The sequence below is a fragment of the Campylobacter concisus genome, from assembly GCF_050447485.1.
GTDB classification, from domain to species: Bacteria; Campylobacterota; Campylobacteria; order Campylobacterales; family Campylobacteraceae; genus Campylobacter_A; species Campylobacter_A concisus_BQ.
Window position 1 is genome coordinate 1,254,864 of sequence record NZ_JALMFY010000001.1, and the last position, 24,497, is coordinate 1,279,360.

The 24,497-nt window shown below is 40.7% G+C and carries 19 protein-coding genes; 4 read left to right on the forward strand and 15 right to left on the reverse strand.

All coding sequences use genetic code 11. The annotated features are described in order from the left end of the window. Positions 1-67 precede the first annotated feature (67 nt). Together MTT29_RS06395 and MTT29_RS06400 are read right to left on the reverse strand one after the other, a co-directional pair. Positions 68-1,474: a hypothetical protein gene (locus MTT29_RS06395; RefSeq protein ID WP_429800091.1), complete on the reverse strand. Its 1,407-nt coding sequence runs from the start codon at positions 1,472-1,474 to the stop codon at positions 68-70. Positions 1,475-1,647: 173 nt separating this feature from the next. Then, positions 1,648-4,884 carry a retention module-containing protein gene (locus MTT29_RS06400; protein WP_429800092.1) on the reverse strand — a complete coding sequence of 1,079 codons (3,237 nt, stop codon included), beginning with the start codon at positions 4,882-4,884 and terminating at the stop codon, positions 1,648-1,650. A 361-nt stretch (positions 4,885-5,245) separates the two neighbouring features. Here MTT29_RS06400 and MTT29_RS06405 point away from each other — a divergent pair, with 361 nt between their 5' ends. Both MTT29_RS06405 and ilvD read left to right on the forward strand, forming a co-directional pair. Beyond that, entirely contained in the window at positions 5,246-6,280 is a 1,035-nt protein-coding gene (locus tag MTT29_RS06405) for a type II asparaginase (protein ID WP_429800093.1), read from the forward strand. 92 nt (positions 6,281-6,372) lie between these two features. Beyond that, positions 6,373-8,046 (forward strand): dihydroxy-acid dehydratase, encoded by a 1,674-nt coding sequence (ilvD, locus tag MTT29_RS06410; RefSeq protein WP_429800094.1) that lies wholly within the window; start codon positions 6,373-6,375, stop codon positions 8,044-8,046. 41 nt (positions 8,047-8,087) lie between these two features. Here ilvD and MTT29_RS06415 read toward each other — a convergent pair whose 3' ends face one another. From MTT29_RS06415 to MTT29_RS06455, 9 genes are all read right to left on the reverse strand, one after another. Next, complete coding sequence (locus MTT29_RS06415) at positions 8,088-8,822, reverse strand: hydroxymethylpyrimidine/phosphomethylpyrimidine kinase (protein ID WP_429800095.1); 735 nt, start codon at positions 8,820-8,822, stop codon at positions 8,088-8,090. A gap of 85 nt (positions 8,823-8,907) precedes the next feature. After that, positions 8,908-9,444 (reverse strand): hypothetical protein, encoded by a 537-nt coding sequence (locus MTT29_RS06420; protein ID WP_103557750.1) that lies wholly within the window; start codon positions 9,442-9,444, stop codon positions 8,908-8,910. 150 nt (positions 9,445-9,594) lie between these two features. After that, positions 9,595-13,752, reverse strand: coding sequence for a hypothetical protein (locus MTT29_RS06425; protein WP_429800096.1), 4,158 nt, complete (start codon positions 13,750-13,752; stop codon positions 9,595-9,597). A gap of 130 nt (positions 13,753-13,882) precedes the next feature. Continuing rightward, a complete protein-coding gene (locus MTT29_RS06430; protein WP_429800097.1) occupies positions 13,883-16,792 on the reverse strand; it encodes a retention module-containing protein in 2,910 nt (969 codons plus the stop codon). Between the two features lie 271 nt (positions 16,793-17,063). Then, a complete protein-coding gene (locus MTT29_RS06435; RefSeq protein WP_429800098.1) occupies positions 17,064-17,246 on the reverse strand; it encodes a hypothetical protein in 183 nt (60 codons plus the stop codon). Between the two features lie 60 nt (positions 17,247-17,306). Further along, positions 17,307-17,996: a response regulator transcription factor gene (locus tag MTT29_RS06440; RefSeq protein ID WP_103575861.1), complete on the reverse strand. Its 690-nt coding sequence runs from the start codon at positions 17,994-17,996 to the stop codon at positions 17,307-17,309. A gap of 3 nt (positions 17,997-17,999) precedes the next feature. Continuing rightward, positions 18,000-19,649, reverse strand: a complete 1,650-nt coding sequence (locus MTT29_RS06445) for an ATP-binding protein (RefSeq protein WP_429800099.1) — start codon at positions 19,647-19,649, stop codon at positions 18,000-18,002. A gap of 48 nt (positions 19,650-19,697) precedes the next feature. Beyond that, on the reverse strand, positions 19,698-20,318 hold the full coding sequence (gene dsbI / locus MTT29_RS06450) for a protein-disulfide oxidoreductase DsbI (protein ID WP_103617459.1): 621 nt from the start codon (positions 20,316-20,318) through the stop codon (positions 19,698-19,700). An 8-nt stretch (positions 20,319-20,326) separates the two neighbouring features. Beyond that, a complete protein-coding gene (locus MTT29_RS06455; protein ID WP_103597744.1) occupies positions 20,327-20,983 on the reverse strand; it encodes a thiol:disulfide interchange protein DsbA/DsbL in 657 nt (218 codons plus the stop codon). Positions 20,984-21,214: 231 nt separating this feature from the next. Here MTT29_RS06455 and MTT29_RS06460 point away from each other — a divergent pair, with 231 nt between their 5' ends. Together MTT29_RS06460 and MTT29_RS06465 are read left to right on the forward strand one after the other, a co-directional pair. Next, complete coding sequence (locus MTT29_RS06460; protein WP_002940712.1) at positions 21,215-21,859, forward strand: ferritin family protein; 645 nt, start codon at positions 21,215-21,217, stop codon at positions 21,857-21,859. A 111-nt stretch (positions 21,860-21,970) separates the two neighbouring features. Beyond that, complete coding sequence (locus MTT29_RS06465; RefSeq protein ID WP_002940734.1) at positions 21,971-22,261, forward strand: DUF5339 domain-containing protein; 291 nt, start codon at positions 21,971-21,973, stop codon at positions 22,259-22,261. A 38-nt stretch (positions 22,262-22,299) separates the two neighbouring features. Here MTT29_RS06465 and MTT29_RS06470 read toward each other — a convergent pair whose 3' ends face one another. The 4 genes from MTT29_RS06470 to MTT29_RS06485 all read right to left on the reverse strand — a co-directional run bounded on the left by MTT29_RS06470 (position 22,300) and on the right by MTT29_RS06485 (position 24,492). Further along, complete coding sequence (locus MTT29_RS06470; RefSeq protein WP_103642132.1) at positions 22,300-22,530, reverse strand: DUF2798 domain-containing protein; 231 nt, start codon at positions 22,528-22,530, stop codon at positions 22,300-22,302. Beyond that, positions 22,527-23,087, reverse strand: a complete 561-nt coding sequence (locus MTT29_RS06475; RefSeq protein WP_429800100.1) for an NAD(P)H-dependent oxidoreductase — start codon at positions 23,085-23,087, stop codon at positions 22,527-22,529. The genes MTT29_RS06470 and MTT29_RS06475 overlap by 4 nt, the downstream gene beginning before the upstream one ends. A 199-nt stretch (positions 23,088-23,286) precedes the next feature. After that, entirely contained in the window at positions 23,287-23,967 is a 681-nt protein-coding gene (locus MTT29_RS06480; protein WP_429800101.1) for a putative quinol monooxygenase, read from the reverse strand. A 12-nt stretch (positions 23,968-23,979) separates the two neighbouring features. Further along, the gene (locus MTT29_RS06485) at positions 23,980-24,492 is read right to left on the reverse strand and encodes a hypothetical protein (RefSeq protein WP_429800102.1); all 513 of its coding nucleotides are present in this window, start codon (positions 24,490-24,492) and stop codon (positions 23,980-23,982) included. Positions 24,493-24,497 lie beyond the last annotated feature (5 nt).

Genomic DNA, 24,497 nt, shown 5'->3' on the forward strand with positions numbered 1-24,497 from the left:
ATTGCAGTGGGTTTTAAAAATTAAATTTTTGATAAATGTAAGCAAGATCCCAAAAGGGATCTAAAATTTAAAGATCGACGTGAATGTCCTCTTTTATATCTATATAGACTGTGCCTTGACGATCGCTACCGTCTGCTAAGTGCGTATTATAGGCACTTTCATATCTGTGGTAGCCATTTTCTGCTCCGCTAGTTTCACTAAAACCATTAAGTTTTACAGTACCATGGGCTTCACTAAATTTAACTACATTAGAGCCATTGTCTAAAATGTCACTCAAATGAGCCACATCATTGCCATTTAATGTCACATAAGCACCGCTCGTTACTTTTAATTCTTCAAAACCAGAGACCTTTGAGAAGTCGATATTATTATCAAGCATAAGAGTATCATAGCCCTTGCCACCAAATATTTGAGTATTATTATCTATATCTGTTCTTGTCATAGTTAAACTAACTGTATCGTCGCCACCACCTAGATAAAATTTAGAATTTTTTATGATAGCTGATGTCACATTTAAAGTATCATTTTGATTATCTGAGAAGTAAAATTCGTTATTTTTACCATGAAATTCTGAGTCGTCTATGTGCATATTGACTTTGTTATTTCTGCCGTCAAATTTAACGTCACCCATAAATTTTGGACCAAGGAAATTCATATCGAAAAGCGGCGTGTGGTCTAAATTTGCATGCGAGCCTTTTATATCTATCTCGCCGTCCCCGCCGCACACTTTTATGTTCATAGTGGTCTTTTCGCCGTCATTTGCTTCGATCGTAGTGTGGCCGTTAAAGATAGTGTTGTCCATATTTAGCGTATCTACTTCGTTTGGATTAGTAAAGCTAGAAAGAGAAATTTTTGTTTCACCAAAAAAGCCCACCCAGTCGGTGTTTATAGTGTCGTTTCCTCCGCCAAGCCTTATATCAGCACCGTTTTTGATCTCAGATCTTTGGATATCGACCACGTCGTCACCTAGCCCTGTATTAATGGCAGCATTTTCCATCGTCGCACCATAAATTTTCACGCTATCTTCGCCGTCGTTTGTATATAAAAGCGTGTGATCTCTTATGCCGACATTGTTTCTTATCTCTATCTCGTCATTGCCAGCCCCAGCGTCAAATCTCAGCCCTCTAACCTCGATATTATCGTGAATTCTTAGCTTATTGTCGCCATCTCCTGCGTCTATCTTGGCATCATTTACGATAGATCTTGTCATATCGACTATGTCGTTGCCATTGTCAAAACGCACATCATTTGCACTCGTGGTTGCGTCTGCGATGTTTAGAATTTGATCCTGCGCTTTTGGCCTTGCATCTGCCACCCTTCGTCCGTATAGCTCAGCGAGAAAATTCTTGGGCTCAAGTATCTCAAGCGACTTTACCTCCTCTATGATCCTCACGTAAGGGTCGTTTTGCCCGCCATTTTGGCTCACGCCACCGCTTAAATTTAACCCCTCTTTGTCGGCTACTTCTACGCTCATATTAATCCTTTCTTAAAAAAATTGACTTTTGGATTTTAATAAGCGTTTTTAAATCACATTGAAATATAAATTATATTGATTATCAAAAGAAATGCCTAAATTTAGGCTTTTTGTATAAAAAATTTTATTAAATGAAGCAAGGGGAGTTTAGACCCAAAAAATGGGTCTAAAACTTACATTGAAGGATCTATAGTAACATCTTTTATTGTAAGAGTAAATGTCTGACTGCCTTCACTTACGCTATATACGTGGTTTCCATTACTATCTACTGTACCAGCACTTGCTATTTCAGATGAGCCTTCTATAAATTTGCCAACAAATTTATCACCTTTTACGAATAGCGATGTTGCACCCTCACCACCGACATTTTTTATGAAATTTGCGATATCTGAAGCATGGTGGAATGTAAATTCCTCATCAGCGTCTGACATATCAAGCACCTCAAAGCCACTTATCTTACCAGCATTTGTTGTCTTAAACGAGTCATCGTGGATTTTTAGCGTATCTATGCCGTCGCCTCCATTTATAGCAGTGCCATTTAGGCTTACATTCTTGCCAAGATCGACTAAGTCGCTGCCGTTGCCACCTGAAAGGTAGGTTTTGGTTAGTGTTACATTATCAGCTATATTGATAGTATCGTTGCCTTTGCCTGAGTTGATGTTTGATGCATCGCGTTCATGCGCAGCTTCGCCTGCAGCTGGACTTAAATTTACATTTGATGTACCAGTTAGATCAGAGTTGATATTTATCGTATCGTCTCCGCCTTGAGTGAAAATTTTAACATCAGTATTATCATGAGTGCCAGCTCCGATAGTCACACTATCGCCGTTATCTGCGGTATTTATGGTGACCCTTCTAAGCTCAGCGTTATCGATAGTCACGGTTTTTACGCCAGCATTTCCAACGCCTGCACCCTCTATATTTGTATCAACTAGACCAGTAGCCTTTGCAACATTTAGTGTTACATTGCCATTTTCAAGCATGATGTTTGAATCCACCATAGAGACGTCACCATCGACATTTACATGGTCATCTCCGCCGTTTGTGTAGATGATAGCCTTGTCAAATGAGCTATTTCCAGAGACATTAATGGTGTCATTTCCACCGCCCGCACCGATATATGTGCTATATCCATCGTTTGAGATCATGGTGACATCTTTTAAATTTATCTCATCATCACCATATCCAGTCTCAATGGCAGCGTTGTTAAATTTAGCGCCAGCAACATCTACGCTGTCTCTATCGTCACTTATTCCAGCATCAGCTGAGCTAGTGTTTATCTTAGTGTTTGAAATTTCAGCGCCTCTTTCGATAGTTAGTGTATCGCGACCTTTGCCCATCTCTATGTAGTTTGAGTGAATTCCAGCTTGGTTAGCTACCGGATTTGCCACGTGAGCTGGTGAGCTTATAGGGTCATTGTGTGCGGCACTATTATTTTTTATTTCAGTGCTACCTTTGATAGTTAGGCTATCATTACCCTCACCTGTGTATATATCCATAACATCTGCTTTGGCATCTTGAAGCACGATCTTATCATTACCATTGCCACTTTTTATTTCAGAGTTATATATACCTGCGCTGATGAAATTTAGCATATCACCTGTGTCTGAGTCACCAGAGTCGATATCAACTCCACTGATACTTGCGTCAGTTACATTTATAGTGTCGTTACCCTCACCTGTTTTTATAAAGCTGGCAGTTCTAACACCTTCATACTCGCTTCCATCTGTCGATCCATGATTAGACCAGTCATCTATCAAATCATGTTTTATATTTACAACATCATTATCAGCTCCCGTATCTATCTTTACTGATTTTAATGATGTCACTGTTATTCCGCTTTCGATATTAACAGTATCTTCTCCTTTGCCAGTTTTAAAAAGCACATCTCCTAATGTCGCATCGCCTCTAACAGTAAATTTATCATTGCCATCATGGCTTGTAATCATAGTATTTAGCACAGTGCCACCATCTATTATTACTGTATCTTGGTTGTTCTTTCCAGCATTACCCATATCTATTTTTGTAGAGCTAACACTGCCATATTTCATTTCACCATTTATTTCTGCATCAGATTTTTCTATCTTAAGCACATCGTCGCCATCGCCCATTTTTATGACATCATTACTATCGTCTTTAAAGTCAGACAACCCACTTCTAAACTCTACGCCTTCTTTTATAGTTATCGTATCATCGCCATCTTTTGTGTCGATGATAGTTTTCATAGTGTTATTGCCATTGTCTGGATCATAGTTTATAAAGCTGCGGTTTATGGTAGGTTCTACACCTTCGTAATCATCTGGATTTATATCCTGCGTGATGTCGATCTTATCATCATTATCGATGATCTTGCCCTCAGCCGTGCCAGATGTGATAACTGCGTTGTTTGTAGTCACGCTAAGAGTTACGCCCTCTTTATAAACGCCGTAGTCTTTTATGCCAGGAGCGATATTTGCGCCTAGATCTTCGCTGCTTGCGCCCTCGTTTTGGTTGCCAGCTGTTTGACCGTAGTCGTCAATAACCTGCACTCTAACCTTTACATTTGCGATATCGCTTGGTGCCACACCACTTATCGTGCCGCTATTTTGTATCGCAGTCCAGCTATTTCCGCCATCAAGTGAATACTCCATAGCGTTTGAGTAGTCTCTGCCTGCACTTGCACCACTTAAATTTAGCGTTAGATCAGTAGGTGTAGTTGAGCTTGTAGCAGCCGATAGGCCTAGATTATAGACTAGATACTCGTTTGGAGTTGCCTCTCTTGCCTCGCCACTACCATCAAGTGATACGCTTAGTGCTACAGGTGTTGCTGGAGTAACTGGAGTAACAGGGGTTGTTGGAGTTGCTGGGCTAACTGGAGCCACTGGGGTTGCTGGAGTTGCTGGGTTTTGCGGTGCAACACTATCGCCCTCGCTATTGTCGTTATTATCAGCATAACCGCCGATTGGGCTATTAAAAGAGTCAAAAGCTCTATTTGCGTCAGTTAAATTTCTGTAGTTTTCATTGATATTTGCGTAGTGACCACCCTCAGCAAAGCTAGCAGCACCTAGACTTACGCCATCTCCGCCAGCTCCACCAGCTGCTGCGTTACCACCAGCTGCTGTCTCTTCAAGATCTGTGATGTTTGCACCATTTAAAAGAGCGTTTTGAAGCGCTGCGATCTCTGGGTTAGCACTTTGTGCGTTTGCCGCCTCTTTTGGATCAAGCGAGATAGTATCTTCGCCTACTATCGAGACTTTCTTGCCGTCATTTGCAGCGATGACTACCTTTGCATCAGCTGAAGTTGTCTTTATGCTCTCGCCCTCGTACAAGCTATCGCCAACTTTTAAAATTCTCTCATTTCCACTTTTATCAACTGCTATCACTTCAGTTTGACCTGAAATTGATTTTATACTTCCTAGTTTTGCTGCCATGTTCATCCTTGTTAAATTTTTCCTCGCATTTTAATGAATTTTATAATTCATGTATATTGTACCCAGGTACAATAAGGCCCTTAAATTCGGTATTTGTGACACATGTATGACAAATTTACGTTATCAATTTATATATCATTTTGATCAGAATGAGGCAAATTTCATTTTATCTGTCTTATCTTTTAAGAGAGAGTTAAATTTAACGTGTGCTTTTTGTGATAAAATGAGCAAAAATAATATTTTTTAAATTTATAAAAATATTTTAGAAATTTATTTGAGCTACTTTATTTTTTGTCTATTTGCTTGGTTTGGTATTACGAAAATTTAAAAATGCGTAAAATTTCTTACTAGGAGGATAGCTATGAAAAAGCTAGTTTTACTAATCTGCATTCTAGTTGCTTCGCTCTATGCAAAGCCAAACGTCGTCATCTTAGCCACAGGCGGCACTATCGCAGGAAGTGCTAGTGGCGCGACAAATGCCCAGTACGACGCGGCCCAACTTGGCGTCGATATCCTCATCAAAGCCGTGCCAGAGATAGCAAATTTAGCAAATGTAAAAGGCGAGCAAGTCGCAAACATCAGCTCAAACAACATGACTGATGAAATTTGGCTAAAGCTTGCAAAACGCGTAAATGAGCTACTTGCCAGCAAAGACGTGGATGGCATCGTCATAACTCACGGCACCGACACCCTCGAAGAAACCGCCTACTTCTTAAATTTAGTCGTCAAGTCAGATAAGCCTGTAGTTTTAGTAGGAGCCATGAGAAGCGCCACATCTATGAGTGCTGATGGTCCGCTAAATTTATATAACGCAGTAAGCGTCGCAGCTAGCAAAGAGAGCGCAGGTAATGGCGTTTTAGTCGTGCTAAATGACGAGATCAACGCCGCTAGAGAGGTTACAAAAACAAACACCTCATCAGTTGATACATTTAAATCAAGAAACACCGGCGCCATCGGCAGAGTCTATTATGGCAAGGTCGTTTACAGCACAAAAAGCCTCAAAAAACACACTGCAAATAGCGTCTTTGACGTAAGCAAGCTAGAGACCTTGCCAAGGGTTGACATCATCTACTCACACGCAAATGACTACGGCGATATCACAAAACACCTGATAGATGTTGGCTCAAAAGGCATCATCCACGCAGGCACAGGTAACGGCAGCATCCACAACAACGTATTTACCGTGCTTCAAGAGGCAAATGCCAAAGGCATAAAAATAGTAAGAAGCGCGATCGTCGGCAGCGGCTACGTGGATAGCAGTAAAAAGATGGATGATAATGGAAATTTCATCACCGCAAGCGATCTAAACCCACAAAAGGCTAGAATTTTACTCATGCTAGCCCTCACAAAGACGAGCGACACCAAAGAAATTCAAAAATTCTTTGACGAATACTAAATTTACTTGGCTGCCATGTGCGGCCAAGCTTTAAAATTTTTGATACTTTAGATGTGATAAAATCCTCTCAAATTTTAAAAAAAGGATCAAATTTGAGAAGCGATATAATCAAAAAAGGCTACACAAGAGCCCCACACCGCTCACTTTTACGTGCGACTGGGCTAAAAGACGAGGACTTTGCTAAGCCATTTATCGGCGTTGCAAACAGCTTTATAGAGATCATCCCTGGGCACTTTTTCTTAAACAAATACGCACAAATTTTAAAAGATGAAATTCGCAAAAATGGCTGTGTGCCGTTTGAATTTAACTGCATCGGCGTGGATGATGGCATCGCGATGGGGCATGGGGGCATGCTATATAGCTTGCCTAGCCGCGAGATCATCGCAAACTCGATAGAGACCGTGATGAACGCGCACGCACTTGACGCGCTTGTTTGTATGCCAAACTGCGACAAGATCGTCCCTGGCATGGTTATGGGCGCTTTAAGGGTCAATGTCCCGACCATTTTTGTAAGCGGTGGCCCTATGAGAAAAGGTCACACAAAAGATGGCAGGCCGATCGATCTTGCGACTGCATTTGAGGCGGTTGGTAAATTTGAAACCAAAGAGATAGATGAGGCTGAGTTAAGAGATATCGAGTGTAACGCATGTCCAAGTGGTGGAAGCTGTAGCGGTATGTTTACGGCAAATTCTATGAACACACTTTGCGAAGCGATGGGTATAGCGCTCCCTGGCAACGGCACCATCTTAGCGCTAACTCCAGAGCGTGAGGAGCTCATCAGGCAGGCTGCTCGCAGAATTTGCCAGATCGCCCTTGATGAGAAATTTAATATAAGAAACATACTAAATGAAAAGGCGATCCGCAACGCTCTTGTCGTTGATATGGCGATGGGCGGCAGCAGCAACACCGTCCTTCACATGCTAGCCATCTCAAGAGAGGCTGGCGTAAATTTAGACATAAAAGAGCTAAACAAGATCAGTCAAAACATCGCTCACATCGCTAAGATCAGCCCAAGCTTGCCAAACGTGCACATGGAGGATGTCGGCAGAGCTGGCGGTATGAATGCAGTGATAAAAGAAATTTCACGCAGAGACCACGGCATGCTAAATTTAGACAACCTAACAGTTAGCGGCGAAACTTTGGGTGAGCGCGTAAAAGCAAGTTACATCAAAGATGAAAGCGTCATTCACAAGGTGGAAAACGCCTACTCGCAAGTTGGCGGACTTGCCATTTTGTTTGGAAATTTAGCCGAGCAAGGCTGTGTCATCAAGACAGCTGGCATCGTTGGCGAGCGTAAATTTAGCGGCAAAGCGGTCTGCTTTAACTCACAAGATGAAGCCATAGCTGGCATCTCAAGCGGTAAAGTCGATAAAGGCGACGTCGTAGTCATCCGCTACGAAGGCCCACGCGGAGGACCAGGCATGCAAGAGATGCTAAGTCCTACTTCGCTCATCATGGGGCGAGGACTTGGCGCAGACGTAGCGCTCATCACAGATGGTCGCTTTAGCGGGGCGACAAGAGGCCTAAGTATCGGCCACGTGAGCCCGGAAGCGGCTGAAGGCGGCATGATAGGCTTGCTACAAGATGGCGACATCATCGATATAGACGTCGATAAATACGAGATCAACGTGCGCCTAAGCGAAGCTGAGATCGCCGAGCGCAGGGCTAAATTTAAACCAGTAGATAAAGCGCTAACCTCTCGCTGGCTAAGGCAGTATCAAAAGCTAGTCACAAACGCAAGCAATGGAGCGATACTGGAGGCGTAAGGCAAAACTATCAAATTTAAGCCTAAATTTTAGGCTTAAATTTACTTCGCTCCGTGCCAAAGTAGGCGGTTTTTGCCTAGCTTTGTGTCGATACTCTCTTTTATAATGGAGCAGATATACTCTTTTGAAAGCCCTATAGCCTCCTCTAGGCTCTTTCCCTTTGCAAGGTAGCAAGCAAGCGCCGTTGAGAAAGTGCAACCAGTCCCACTCATCACAAGCGGGCTAGCAAGTGGCGTTTTGAAATTTTGCAGTGAGCCATCTTTTCTATAAAGCGTATCTATGCTATTTCCCTCACTCACTCGCTTTTTCACGATGATATCGCAAGGCAGATCTTTAAAATTTCCACCAAAAAGGACATTTGCCTCGTCTAAATTTGGCGTGGCGACGGTGGCAAGCTTCATTAGCTCTTTTAGCTTTTCTACTGCGCTATCTTTTATGAGCTTGTGGCCGCTCTTTGAAACGCAGACCGGATCAAGCACGACTTTTGCCTTTTGGGTGAGTAAAAACTCATACACCACGTCCATTATCTCCTCGCTAAAGAGCATACCGATCTTTATGGCATCAAAGCTAAATTCCTCCGCAAGCGTGCAAAGTTCATCTTTAACAAAGCTAGATTCAAGACAAACTACGCTTTTTATCGCGTCTGTGGTCTCAGCAACAAGCGAAGTGACCGCCGTTGCGCTATAGCAGTTTAGCCTAGCGCATGTCTTTATATCAGCCTGAAGTCCCGCTGTGCCGCTATTGCATGAGCCTGCGATGATTAAAATTTTCTTCATCGTTTTCCTTTTGTAAATTTTGGCTTATTATAAGGGATATTAGTTAATTTTTAGGATAAGAAATTTGAGCCAAAAGGCTCAAATTTTATGAAAGTTTATTTAGATCGTTATCAATCTCGATATATATCGTAGTTGCGTCAAAATTTGCATGCTCGTAAGAGTTATCTACTTTTAGCTCATTTGAGTCAGATAAAATCTCATCATTTGCGCTATGTTTGTCTGCTAAATTTTCACTGCTCTCAAGGCTATTTGAGCTATTTTCAGCCTCATTTGGCTGCGTTTTTGCAAACATATCTTCTACTTTTTCATTCATCTGATCAAGTATCTCAGCGTAGTTTTCTCCAAGAAGCGCTCTAAAAAGTGCGTCAGTATCGATGCTATTTTCAGCGCTTGTATCAGCACTTACCACACTACTATCAAGCCATATCGTGTCATATCCATTTAGCGATATATCGCTGCCATCTGTTGCAGTGATAGTCACGCTCGCACTTTGGCTTTCGCCCTTTATACTCTCTCCGATATAAACCTCATCATCTACGTTTAGAACTCTTACACGGTCGTTTTTATCTATCGCTATAACATCAGATGTGACGCTTTTTACCTTGCCGGCTACAGCTGCCATCTTTATTCCTTACTTTTATTTTTTGATTTATTCTAGTGTTTTTTATTAAATTTGTATATTGTACTTTGGTACAAAGATGATTTTAAGAGCGTTTTTTAGGAGTAAAAAGAGAAATTTAAAAGAAGAAATTTGGGCTAAAAAGCCCAAATTTTATACAAGTTGTTTGTTTATATCGTTATCGACATCTATATAGATAGTTGTTGGAGTAGCTGAGCTTGTTTGACCCTCATATCTTGTATATCCAGCTTCGACACCATTTTGATTTGCAGCCTCAGTAAATCCTTTTAATGAAACGCTATCTTTGTTGTCGCCACTTATTTTTAAGATAGTATTTACATCATCAGTGATGCTAAATACATTATCCGCTTTTAAATTTAGTAGCTTAACATCTTGGTTGTCGTTGCCATGCTCATCCATGCCAAGTTGGATCTCTTCAAAACTCTTGATCGCATTAGTTAAAGATTTGTTGTCTATCTTATCAAAGTCGATAGTACCATCCTTTGCCACTGGACGCATGATAAGCGTATCTGTACCAGTGCCACCATCTAGGCTTTGAGATAGAGCTGCTCTTGGATTATCAAAGGTAAATACAACCTTATCATCGCCAGCGCCAGCATTTACTAGATCGCCTTTGTTTATGCCAGTATAACCACTTCTGCCAGCGTCTATGTAGTCGTTGCCACTTCCTGTGGTTATGACGTCATTGTTGTCGCCAGTGATGATTACATTGTTGCCATTGCCTGTGCGAATTTCATTTTCACCGCGTCCTGCGTTGATCGTGTTGTTTCCATCTCCAACGGTTATGATATCGTTGCCCTCAGTCGTTGTGATAACGTTATCGTTGTTGTTTTCTGCAACTACTCTTGTATTTTTAGCGATATCAGAAATTTGCAAGTAGACGTCGCTCTCTTTTACTTCGCCGTTAAATACCGCTTCGAAATTTCCATTTTCATGAAGCGTTACAGAATCTGCAACGATAGTGTTGCCAGCAGCGTCTTTTAAAGTGATGCTATCTTTTAAAGCTATGCCTTTTACCGCTTCTTCAAAGTGTTGTTTTAGCGTATAGCTTGCGCCAACTCCATTTTCACTTAAATTTCCACTCCATGTGGTTTTATTTGTAGCTGCATCGTAGCGTAAATTTGAGTCATTTATCGTTGCAGCTGTTGCGTCGATCGTAAATTTAATAGAGTTGTGAAGTAGCTCATCACCGCCTTGATACTTACCATCGATAGAAATTTTATAAACGCCATCAGCCATCTTGCCATAGCCGTCAAGTCTGTTGTTATAGCCTGTAAGTCTATTGTAGTGATCAGGCGTTACATTGCCTATTGGTTTTTCTATCGATTGAGATAATAGCTCTTTTGAAATACCTGTATCAACGTTAGTTGCTACAAATCTAACATCACCAGTGCCCCATGCTATGCCTCTGCCGCTATTTAAAAACTCACTTACAGTTTGATTGTCGCTAGCATTGCCTGCAGTTGCATCTTCTGGGATCACAGCTCTTAGGTATGGTACAGCGTCATTTGAAACGATCCTTGAGCCATCAGCTCTAAGGCCATCTTCGCTCATCTCCATAGTGCCCCACAACTTCTCAGCTGAGCGATTATTTGCATTTGTAGTTGTGTCGTTGCCGTTTTCAAACTGCGTCATAGTTGGAACTAAAATTTCATTTACGTGAGTATATTTTGTACCAGCCTTATCAGTCATCTCAACTTCGATCTTATCGCCTAGCTTTATCTTGTGATCGTAATAAAAGCTTAGCACGCCATTAGTTGGCTTAGTAGTGCCAACAGAGATTACGTTAGTAGTTCCGTCAGCAGTTACGATTTTTATACTCTCGATCTTATCGCCATCCTCATAGTTTTTGAGGTTAAATTTAAGCGTATGGTGTAGTCCCTCGCCATCATTTTCGATGATCTTGATGTTTTCTATAGTAACTGGAGTCTTATCAACTACAAATTCGCTAACTATCGTGCTCTTGTCGCCATTTGAAAAGACAGCAGTTGCTTTGATGTTATATTTGCCGTCATTTAGTTCATTAGATGTGACTTCAAATTTACCATTTGCAAATTCGCTTTGGCTAAGCTCTTTTGTAAAGACTTCATGTCTATTTTTATCAAGAACAGTGATGATAGCTTTAGTTGCGCTGCTATCTATGCTGCCCGTAAATGTCGGAGTCTTATCGCTTAGTACTGGTAGTGGTGCATTAGTTGAAAATTTATCAGTTTGAGCGATGTCGTCAGTTGTATATTTATAATATTTAGTTGCGTCGTTTATACCTGTATTTGTATTTGCACTTACACTGCTTGCATCATCATCGGTCGCATCTATTAGGTCTGTAGCGACATTATTTAGTTTAGTTGATTCTGCCTCTGCCTCGTTGCCTACAAGGTCGCTAACCTTAGCTGTGTATGTTGCTTTTGGATCGCTAGTTTTAAACTCAACTTCGTATTTACCGTCTTTTACAACTGCTGTATGGCTCTCGCCGGTGCTTGATGTGACAGTTACGATCTGTCCATCTTCTACATTATCCACAGTTCCTGTGATCTTTTGAGTTACTTTATAGACATTTCTTGTTACTGTATCTACGTAACTGTCAAAGTCGGTTGAATTTAATTTTATGCCACTTGCCTCTGAGCCAAGTATGCTCTCAGGTCCGCCATCTTTTGAAACTGTTAGTTTTAGCTTGCCCCAATAGATGTAGTTTGCATAGCTCATATCAAAGTCGTAGTATCCTGCTTTATCAACGTGTAAAGTTGTAACTGTGGCTCTATTTTCTGAGTGGATAGTGTCATAATCGACCATAGTAACGCCATCAACCTTAAATCTCACGCTATCGTCAGTGCCTTTTGCGTCAAATTTATAGTCCCCTGGCTCAAGATACATAGTGCCTTTTAAATTTACCATCGCACCAGCTGTTGTGTTTTTGCCCTTAGGAGCATCTCTTAGGGGATGAATATCGCTACCTTTTGCATTGTCGATAAAATACTCAAGTGCTTTTAAATTTGGAGCTACCCACTCGCCATTTGGAGTTACTTTGTTACCGTCAAGATCGATCTTGCCTATCATATTGTGAGCGCCGTCAAGTCCTGAGACTGTTCCTGCGTCGTTATCAGTGTTATCCCTATCTCCACCTTTACCTTGTTGGAAATTTAACTCTTTTGCTTTAAAGCTTGCCCAAGGTTTGGTGTTATTCATATAGTATTCGATAAAGTCATTTTGCTTCATACCTTTATGAGCATATTCTGTATTTTCAAAACCGCCAGGTATTTTATTTTTAAAGTCTCTTAGCTCAGTACCTCTTACGCCTTCTTCTTCATAGATGTGGTTAAACCAGAAATTTCCTTTTAGTCCGCTACTCATCTCAGACTCTTTTACAAGGCTCATCTCTGTTTCAACGTTTATAGTTATTTTTGCAAGTGTATCAAGTACAAAGCTACCACTATCAGTTGCAGTCTTGCCATCTCTTCCTGTAGCTGTTATCTCTACTTTATAATCGCCATCATGGCTACCATTTACACTTAACTCATTAGTTGTGAATTTAAATTTACCATCAGCATAATCGCTTGGATTTAGAGTTTTTGTAAAGACTTCGTGTCCGTTCTTATCAAGCACGCTAACAACAGCTCTTACAGCAGTAGGCTCAACTGTGCCACTTATGGTTGGAGTAGCGTCATTTGTGCGAGGTACGCTTGGCGCGTCTAAGCTATAATCACCAGTTATAGTGCCAAGATCATCAGTTAAAGTTTTGATATCAACGCTGATTGGAGGTATGACTGGTGCAACAGGAGTTACATCACCTGCGTCATTGCCGTCATTGTAGCCGCCAATTGAGTTTTCTGGAGTTTGAAAAGCCCTGCTTGAATCAGGTAAATTTCTATAATCATCAGTAATGTTTGAGTAGTGACCACCCTCTTCAAAGCTTGCAGCACCTAAGCTTACACCATCTCCACCAGCTCCAGCTGCTGCGTTACCACCAGCTGCTGTCTCTTCAAGATCAGTGATGTTTGCACCATCAAGAAGTGCTTTTTGTATAGCGCTTACATCAGCTACGCTATCGTCGCCAAAGCTATCGTTATGAGCTACGCTCTTGTCTAAATTTAGGGTATCTTTTCCGATGATCGCGATATCTTTACCATCGTTTGCAGTTATGACTACTTTTGAGTCAATATCAGTTGTTTGTATAGTCTCACCAAGAAAAATTTCATCGCCTACTTTTAACACTCTTTGTGTGCCATCCTTTGCAGTTGCGATTACATTTGCTCCTTGTGAGATGCTTTTGATTACGCCTATCCTTGTTGCCATTTTACTTCCTTATCTAAAAATTTTGAACGTATTTTAATATTTTGAGAAAGCTTTGTAAATTGTACTATGGTACTAAATTTTGAAATTTTGTAAGAATTTGCCCTAGTTTTGGGATACTAGGGCATGAAATTTAAGAGTGTAAGACTATTTCGTCTTTTATCTCGATGGTAAATGTCGTACCATTAGACGTAGCTGAGTACTCTGTATACCCTTCAGAATTTACCCCACCTTTGCTAAAGGCTGACATATCTACTTGATCACCCGCCTCGCCATCTATCCTTAGAGTGCGGTTAGTGCCGTTGCTATTTGTGATATTTAGCACATCATCTAGTGTTAAATTTAGCGTTACTTTGTTTGCGTTTCCACCAAGGGTAATTTTCTCAAAGCCAGCTACCTTGCTAAAGTCGATATTTCCAGCAATATCTAGCGTATCAGTGCCTGCTCCACCTTGAATGATAATGCCGCCATGCTCCAACTTGCCAAGGCCACCCTGAAAAGTCATAGCATCATCATTAACCACCGCATCTTTGCCGATATGTATGATGTCATCGCCACTACCTAGGTTAATAGCACTTACGCCAGGGCTATACATACCGCCCCCTGCTTTTTCTAGACCGCCATTTAAATTTACAACGTCATTACCATCACCCATTTCTATACCAGCATTTTTAAGCACAGCACCCTTGTCGATATTTAGCGTATCGTCTCCTGCGCCCATTCTTACACCAACATAGTGGCTAACTAGGTTATTATCGCTACTCGTATAAGTACCACCAAGTGTAGTGCCTGCACCAAATGTTATAGTATCGTTGCCATCAGCAGTATCTATGCTTAAGCCACCAGATTTGTTTTCGCCATTAAAATTTATAGTGTCATTGCCCTTTCCGGTATCTATATCGGCATAGCTTGAAGAGTCAGCCTTGCTTAGGTTGTTACCACCATTTAAATTTATCGTATCGTCGCCATCTCCATATCTTAGACCAACCCTATTTGTTGCAACTAAATTTGATATATTTGCGACCGATGAGACGTCGCTAAATGCACCTATGCTAGCTTGATCAACAGTGATATTGTCTATGATGAGATCTTTAGATGAAAAGTAGTTAGCCCCACCGGTGTATGATCCACCTTTTACTTCAAGATGATCTTGTGCTTTAGCTGTGACGTGATCTCCTATGATATTAGTAAGTTTGACATTTTGCACACCAAGATTGACGTCTGCGGCGGTATTTACACCAAAATTTATCTCTACATTTGTAAAGTTAGAATTTGAAAAATCAATATTGCTAGTTTCGCCAGCTTTTGTGTAGCTAGTTGCTGTATCTAAGCGAACGTTTTCTAGGGTTATGCCATTCCCTTTAGCGGTGTTTTCTCCAGCGTTCATATTGATAAATACATTTTCTACTTTGACACCATCTTTGAAATTTAGAGTATCTTCGCCATCGCCCATAGATACAGTGTTATCATTTCTCCAGTCGTTAGCATGACCGATAATATTTGCATTGATATTTAGCTCATTAGTACCTGAGGCATCATGTGCGTTGTAGTTTGGATCATTTGTTGTTGCTCCAAGATTAATTGAAGCTTTGTTCATGGTTAGATCAGCATTGATATTTACTACGTCATCGCCACTATAAAGATCTATACTTGTACTATTAGCATTTGAGCCGCTATTTGCTGTGCCGCTAATAGTAACCTCTTTATCAAAATTTACCACGTCGTTACCAGAGCCGGTATTTAAGTGTAAATTCTCTAAATTTGCCTTTATGCTGACCGTATCATCGCCATCATTTGTATTTAAATTGGTATGGTTTGCGATATTGCCTTTGATATCTTTATTTAGCTCGATGTTGTCGTCGTTGTCTATGATCTTGCCTTCAGCCATATTTGCATTAGTTGTTGGTAGCAGGTAGCTACTGCTTGGTGTGACACTTAATTTCACACCCTCTTTAAATACAGCAAAGTTATCAACCATATCAGTTTTTTGTACATTGTCGATAGTCATGCCTTGAGGGCCAGTATTGTCACCTTCGTTTTGATTGTGATGTAATGGGCCTTTTGTAGTATCTTGTCCGTCGTCGTCAAGTACTTTTATCCTTACCTGCACTTTTGAGATATCTTCTATATTTACGCCAGTTATCGTGTAGCCTGTTAGTGGCTGAAATGTCGCTCCATTGTCAGTTGAGTACTCAACTACGCTTGAATAATCCTCTCCTCTAGTGCCACCTATGAAATTTAGAGCAAGGTCTGTGGTCTCGCCACTTGGACTTACTGGAGTGCCTGATAGACCTAGTTTATAAACAAGATAGTGTCCGCCCTCGCCGTTTGCTCCAGCGCCACTCTCTCTTACCTCGCTAGTAGCAGGATCGATGCTAGTAGTGATCTCTACTGCACCAGGGCGAGGAGTGATGACTGGAGGATTAGCAGGTGAAGGGGTGCCTGGAGTTACGGTGACGCCAGGAGTGCTTGGCGTACTCGGAGTTGGTGGCGTTACTGGAGTGCTTGGTGTGCTTGGAGTGACAGGTGTAGCTGGTGAGATAGGAGTTGTCGTATTTGCATCTGTGCCTGCATCGTTATAGCCACCTATTGAGTTTTCTGGAGTTTGAAAAGCTCTATTTGCGTCGGTTAAATTTCTATAGTTTTCATTGATATTTGAGTAGTGGCCGCCCTCAGCAAAGCTAGCAGCTCCCAAACTCACGCCATCTCCAGTAGCATTGCCACCGCCTTGGTTGCCACCAGCTGCAGTCTCTTCAAGGTCTGTGATGTTTGCACCGTTTAGCAAGGCTTTTTGGATAGAGGCTATCTCTGGGTTGTCACTAAGTGCGTTTGCCTCTTTATCTAGGCTCAGGCTTTCGCCATTTTGCAAGCTAACCTCTTTACCGTCATTTGCTGCGATCACTGCTTTTGCAGAGCCATTAGCCTTTATAGTTTCGCCTTCAAAAATGCTATCGCCCACCTTTAGGACTCTTTCGTTGCCACTTTTATCAACAGCTACGATTTCACCGCCTAGGATATTTTTGATAACGCCTAACTTTTGCATCTTAGTGCCTCCCTTTTGATTTTATTGATCTATATCAAGATTTTAGCTAAGAAAAAAATTTAGTTATATTGTACTTTGGTACAATACCCTTAAGAAAAGCCTAAGTTTAGGGGTTAATAATGTGTAATTTTTTTATAAATATATGAAATTTTTTATGTTTATCTATTATAAATTTTAAATTTTTAAGCTTTTGTTCATCAAAATAGCATAGTAGTTGATAAAATAACCCAAAAATGTCACATAACAATTTTCATTTTAAGCGTATAAATTCTTAACCAAAAAAGCCTTTATCTAGCCTTATTACCACTAAATTTAGCCTTTTTATATCAAAATGTTTTTTATTTATAACTATCATAAATTTATACCCACTTGTGACATAAATTTTCTTAAGTTTATCTATCAAATTTTGCAAATTTTTATCTCTTTTTCTATAAATTTTAGCCCATAGTAACATAAATTTATCACTACTTTTAAGATATTCTTAGATAAATATATTAATTTTGCTATTTTGAATTTATGCTTTTTCGCTCTTGGCGACTAAGATATACCCACTCTCGCTGATGTTTTTAAATTTCACGCCAAGCTCGCGTTTTAGGCGCAAAACGACATTTTGTATAGCAGCCTTGCTCACCTCGGTGCTCTCATAGACAAATTCCTCTATCATCTCGTAGGTGACAAGCTTGTTTAGGTTGTAGGCAAATAGCCAAAATATCTTATTTTGCAAAAAGCTAAGGTATAGCTCGTTGCCATTTTTATAAATTTTCTCTCTTTTTAAATTTATACTCACCTCATCACTTAGGCGCACTAGCTTCTCATCTCGCTCGAAGCTTAGGCTTATTAACATCGATCTAAGGTCTTTTATATCGATAGGCTTTTTCAAAAACAAGGTCGCGCCCTGCTCATAGCTCTTGATCAAATTTTCATCGCTGTCGTATGAAGTAAAGACGATAAATTTCTGATGAGGCTTTAGCTTTTTTATCTCGTTCATCATCTCAAAGCCATTTAACACTGGCATGTGAATGTCGCTCATCACGATGTCAAAGCCCTGTTTTTTAAATTTCTCCAGCCCATCTTGCCCATCTTTTGCGCCAACTACCTGACCACAGTATGGCTTAAGCCCAGTGATGATGAGCTCCCTTGCCATCTCGTCATCTTCGGCTACTAAGATAGATACTTTTTTTAAAATTTCTAACGCCTCTTGCATCTTTTAACCCTTTAAATTCTTATCAAAGCTTAGCTCAAAAATCGTTGGCTTTAGGTTGTGCGCAAGCGTGATATCGCCATTTAGCTTCTCGCGCGCGAGCTTTTTAGCGAAGTAAAGTCCTATGCCATTTCCTTGCTTTTTAGTCGTGTTTAGCCAGGTAAAAATTTTCTTACTCATCTCGTAGCTCACGCCGCCACCATTATCATAAACGCCGATGTAGCACTTATCTTCAAAGCTTCTAAATTTAAGCTCTATCACGCGTTTTAGCGGCTCATCTTTGTAGCTTTCAACGAGTGAGTCCTTTGCGTTGTGGATTAGGATTAGTAAAATTTGCTGGATGATGTTTTCTATCTGGCGAACCTTCATCTCTTCAAATCCGCTAAATTTCACGCTCACATTTGCACGGCTAAGCTCTGTGTGCATAAGTGTTATTAAATTTCTAACACTTGTTTGGATGTCAAATTCGCTAACATTTTCAGCGCTTTTGTAAAAATTTCTAAAAATTTCGATTGTTTTTGAAAGTAGCTCGATCGAGCTTTGCCCTTTTTTTAATAAATTTAAAAGCTCCTCATCACTTAGCTTGCCCTCTTTTTTTAGCATTATTGCCGAGCTTAGCATCAGTTTTAGCGAATTTACTGGCTGGATGAACTGATGACTTATGCCACTTATGAGCTCTCCAGCCTCGCTCATCTTGGCTCTGTGCGCTAGCAAGGTCTCGTACTCATCTTGCACTTTTTTTATCTTGTTATACATGAAGTTGTGCAGGCTGTTTGCCAAAAATGCAAGTGCGACGAAGGCAAAGAGTAAATTTAGGGCGTTTTTTAGCGCCTCTCTTGTCATGGCTAAAATTTCTTCTTCGTTGTTTGTGCCAGCTCCGATAAACCAGTTCATTGTCGGTATCTCGGCTACTTGGATCAAATTTTGCCCTATCTTTAGGCTGGTGATGTCCTCATCTTTTAAAAATATCTCTTTAAATTTCTCCTCGATCTCTCTTTTAAGCGTCGCATCAGCCATCGATGTGAGGATCTCGCCGCTGTGAGTTACCAAAAATGAGTAAGAATTTGGCGCAAGACTAAAGTTTTTGATGCTATCAAAGATAGTGCCTATTCGCACGACGCCACAAAGTGCCGCCTCAAATTTATCATCCTTTTCAACTGGCACGCATAAATTTAAAGTTGAGTCTTTTAAAATTTTGTGATTTTGCATGAAATTTACGCTTGGGGCATTTGTGTTTTTTGTCTCGACATACCAGATAAGCCCTGCTCGCTCGCGCTTTGACATCACCTCTTCTGAGATCTTTTGCCCATCTACAAAGATCTCGCCATCCTCTCTTAGAAGCTGCATGAGATCAAATTCTTTCGCATTTTCTTTAAAGAGCTTTATGAAATTTGCCACCCTAGTATCGTCATCAATGATGCCAGAGTTTTGGATAAATTTTGACGCACGGATGAGTGAATTTAAGCGCTCATCAAGCCAAATTTGAAAGTTGCTAACGATGTTTTTACTAACTGCGATGTTGTTTTTATCAGATAGCTCGATGATCTTTTCTTTTGCTTTGTTGTAGCTGTTTAGCCCAAGAAGCACGACAAAGAGGCTCGCTAGCAAGATGATCGCATAAATTTTAATATTTTGTGATTTTAAATTAATACCCATGCGCGCAGTATATCCTAAGTTAGCCCAAAAATAGGGCTAACTAAAAATTTATTTCGTAAAAGATAAGAGCTTTGAAACAAGCATAAGTGCAAGCACAACAAAGCAAATACCAAATCCAAGCAGCGTGCAATCCGCCATCGACATAAATTTAGACGACGGCACAAGATACCAGCCGTCTGCGTAAAGATCAACTATGCTCTTTTGAAGATCACTTAGCACCGCGCCATCAGGCACCATAGGACTATCATATCCGCAGTCGCCTGTTGGCATAAACCAGTCAGGCGCCCACTTCTCAAGTGGCAAGCCAAATGGATAGTGCGGCTCAGTCGAGCAGCCCTGCACGCCAAAAGGATCATCGCCATGCACCGCATCGTGGATTTTGGCTAGCTTCACGCTATACATTATGCCCTGCACCGCTCCCCAAAAGGCAAAGACGTAGCCAACTAGGGCAAATAGCAAATTTTTAGGATTTATGATAGCGATCACGCCGCCAAGCGCCATACATAAAAAGGCAAAACGTATATAGACGCACTGCTCGCAAGGCGGCATATAGGCGTAGTTTTGAAAGAGCGAGTGCGCGATAACGACAAGCGCGACGCTTACAAAGACTAAGATCGCCCAAGAGATGCGTGAGTCTTGAAATTTAGCCATTTTTTTAAAAAAGCTCATGTGGCGCCTTATTTTTTAAGAAGCTCTTCGATGAGTGCTGCCATGCCGTCAAGCGAGCTGATCGATTTTGTCATGATGAGATATTTGCCATTTACGACAAATGCTGGCACGCCTTGAATTTTAGCCACGTCATAGCTCTCATCCCACTTTTTAAGTAGCTCAGTCACTTTTGGATTAGCTAGCTCTTTTTCGTAGTCTGCTTTGCTAACGCCAGCTGCATCAAGCCCAGTCTTTAAAAAGCCTTCAGCGTCTTTGCCATCGCTCCAGCGCTCTTTTTTGTCATGATAAGCTTTGTAGTAGGCAAATTTAGCCTTTTTAAATAGCGAATTTTCATCAAACAAGCTAACACCCTTTGCCTCGTCCATAACGATAAGCACGGCAAAGACCTTGCTCGCAACCTCGCCGTAATCGCCCTTTGTCTTTAGGTGAAATGGCTCATATTTTAGGCCAGGAATTTTCTCAACTACCTTTGGAGTGACGCTCTTGTCGTATTTGTAGCAAAATGGGCAAGCGTAGCTAAAAATTTTAACTAGCGTATTTTGTCCCACACTTAGTGGCTTTTCAAGCTTGACGTAGTCCTCGCCCTCGCTAAATGCACTAGCACTGATCGCACCAGCTACCGCAACTGCAAAGATAGCCTTACTAAATTTAGATAGAAAACTCATGATGATCTCCTTTGGATGATTTATTTTGAGTTATTCTACAACCAAGCTCAACCGCACTTTTAACGCTAGAATAAATTTTGGCTGAAATTTATCTATTTTAAATTTATGATGATGGATTTTGTTTTTTGTTAAATTTATAAAAATAATATACGTTATCAATAAAAATTATTATTTACATATTTTAATTATTTGGTTATAATCCGCTCAAATTTTATCAAAATAGGAGTCAAAATGAGACAGTACGAAACATACAAATGCGAGAAATGCGGCAACGAGATCGAGGTTCAAAAAGTTGGAGGCGGCACACTAACCTGTTGCGGCGAAGAGATGAAATGCGTGACTGAGAATTTAACAGCAGTAAATTTGATGAAGGCATTTGCTGGCGAGTCACAAGCTAGAAACAAGTACGAGCTTTACGGCGACCTAGCTAAAGAAGCAGGCTATCACGCGATAGCTAGACACTTTTACGAGGCAGCTGAAAACGAGAAATGGCACGCAAGGGCTGAATTTAAGAAGTACCACGAGATGATGAACGATCCGATCGATAAGATGGATAAAAATTTACTTGACGCTGCAGCTGGCGAAAACTACGAGCATACAACGATGTATCCAGACTTTGCAAAGATCGCAAAAGAAGAAGAGCTAAGAGATGTTGAAAGGCTATTTAACGCGATTGGCAAGGTTGAAGTAGAGCATGAAAGAGAGTATCTAGAGCTTAAAAAAATGCTTGATGAAGAGGGCTTTTTTGAGAGCGACGAAGAGGATATCTGGGTTTGTGAGGTCTGCGGACACGTTCACAGAGGTAAAAAAGCTCCAGGCGCTTGCCCACTTTGCAAAGCTCCAAAAGAGTATTTTAAGCGCGAATTCTTAGGCTAAAAAGCCAAAAAATTTAGCCAAGGCGCCAGTCTTGGCTAAATTTAATAAATTTAAATCTATTTAAAATAAAAAAGTTATATAATCTCCTTAAATTTTCACAAGGAGAAAGAGATGAAAAAATCACTTTTAGTTTTAGCTACTCTTGGCTTTGCACTAAGCCTAAACGCTGCAGATCTTACAGATACTTGCAAGTCTTACTTCTCAGACATCGACAAAATGGTCGAAGCTTACAAACAAGCTGGTCAAGAGCAACAAGTAAAAATGTATGAAGATCAAAAGAAACAATCAATGGATCAACTAGCTTCTTTACCAAAAGAGCAACAAGACGCTACTTGCAAACAAGCTAAAGAGATGTTTGCTCAAGTAATGGACCAAATGAAAAAACAAGGTCTTTTAAAATAAAACTCCATGTGGCTAGGCTCTCTAGCCACACTTCAAATTTACCCCTCTTTTTTACATAAATTTTGCGCGATCTTTGCAACAGACGGCGAAACTAGCAAAAGCACAGGATACGCCACTACAAAGGCTTTTACATAAGCGATTAGCCAAATTTTCACAAAGCCATCAACAAAACCAAGGTTTAGATATGTCAGCACAAATGACATAAAAAACGCCATAAATGCTGACATTATAAACGCAAAAACATATCTATAAAATTTCGCTGGTATCATGAAATTTTACCTATCAGCTCCTCTAGCCTCTTTGCATGATCAAGCGCCTTTTGCCTCATCAAAGCAAGCTTTGCCTCATCGTGCCTACTCTGATACGATAGCCCTCCGCTATAAACATAGCCTGCAAACTCCATGCCACACATATTTGCTAACGCCTTAAGTGGCGGTAAAAACTCCTCTATCTCATAGCGCTGAAGCGCCTCTTTTTTATAAAGCTCCTCAGGCGCGCCAGAGGTAAATGAAAGCACCAGCTTTTTGCCATGTAGCTTATCTCCCTTGCTGCCGTGAGAGAAACCATGAACTAGCACATCTTCAAACCACTTTTGCAAAAGTGACGGCACGCCGTACCAGAAAAATGGATAAACAAGCACGATCACATCAGCTTTTACTAGCTTTTCTTGCTCTGCTTTTACATCGATAGTGTAGTTTTTATAAAGCTCGCTTAGTATGTCAAATTTAGCCTCTGGCAAGTGCTTTTTTAGCTCGCCCAAGATGATCTTATTCGCGAAAGAATTTTCAAGGTCGGTGTGACCTGATACGACTAAAATTTCACTCATTTTCGCCCCTTAAATTTACTTGCAAACAAAGCTACTTGCCTTGCTCGCGTTGCCACTCTCATTCCACACCGCATCTATCATCTCGTTGTTTAAAATTTTCACATCTTTTAAACTCTCGCATCCTGCCTTATCAAGGGCAAAAGCCGTGCTGCCAAAAAGCGCTAAGGCGCAAAAAAGTGAAATTTTTTCATAAATATCATTAGAATTTTACCTTGCTAAATGAGGTCTCGTTTTTGAGAGCAAAGCCGTCAAATTCATCTATTAGCCCCGCTCGCTCTTTGGCGTAAGCCTTGTAGTTTGCGCTGTGGCGGTAGCTCTCAAAGCTAGCTTCGTCTTTGTAAATTTCAACCAGCACCCACTTGTTAGGCGCGTCTTTTTGACTAAAGGCAAACTGCGCGTAAGCTCCCTCATCTACGCTTTTTTGCATATATTTTTTCACTAGCTTTTCAAATTTCGCATCGCTCTTTGCCAAAAGGCTTAAATTTGTGATGTGAAAGTAGGCATCTTTTAGGCGCTCTGGGGTTAAATTTTTAGAAAAAGTAGCCCTTTTTTTCAAGCTTATAGCCTTTTTGCTAGCCAAAATTTCAGCGCTCGCACTTGCAAATTTCTTATAGTGCGCCGAGCTTATATGCTTTTTATAAGCCGCCTCGTCCTTGTAAAACTCGATCAGATAAAATAGCTCTGGCTTGCTCTTTGCGCTCGCAAAAAAGATCGCCTGTGTGTCTGGCTCGCTCTTTGAGCTTAGTATATTTTCCCTACCAAGCTGCTTTAACAAACTCTTGTTATTTGGCGTTACAAGTAGCTCGTGCAAGCTCACTTTAGCCTCCGCCCCAAAGGCAAAAGCTGCCAAAACCGCTAGTAAAAATAGTTTTTTAAACATCAAATTTCCTTATCATTTTGCCTTTTTCATATCAGCCTTAGCTTTTATCTCTTCTGCAGCCTCTAGGTCAAGCTGTGCTTTTTTAAAGGCTTTGCGAGCTTTTTCTAAGCGGTTAGAGTTTTTGATACTTGGGTTATCAGCATAGGCTTTTTCTGCCTCTTCAAGTTCAAATTCCTTTTTGCCATAGTTCTTTTGTGCCTTTTCAAGGTTGTTTGTAGCTTTATTACCACCTAGTAGTTCAGCCTTTGATGTGACCTTACCAGTGACTGGGTTTCTACCTATAGTCAAGTCTAGATCACGTTTAGCTCTAGCAGCAGTTCCGCGATTAACATCACACTCTTCTTTGCCGCCGATCATAAAACCACCAGCATATCTAGGTAAATTTTTTGGATCATCACAATCAACCACTTCTTTTTTAGCTTCTCCTCTTAAATGTTTATTAAAAACATCAGATCCATCGGCATTTAAATTTATGCAACCAATAAATCCTACAACAACTGCTGTAATTAATGCTTTATTTCTCATCTTTA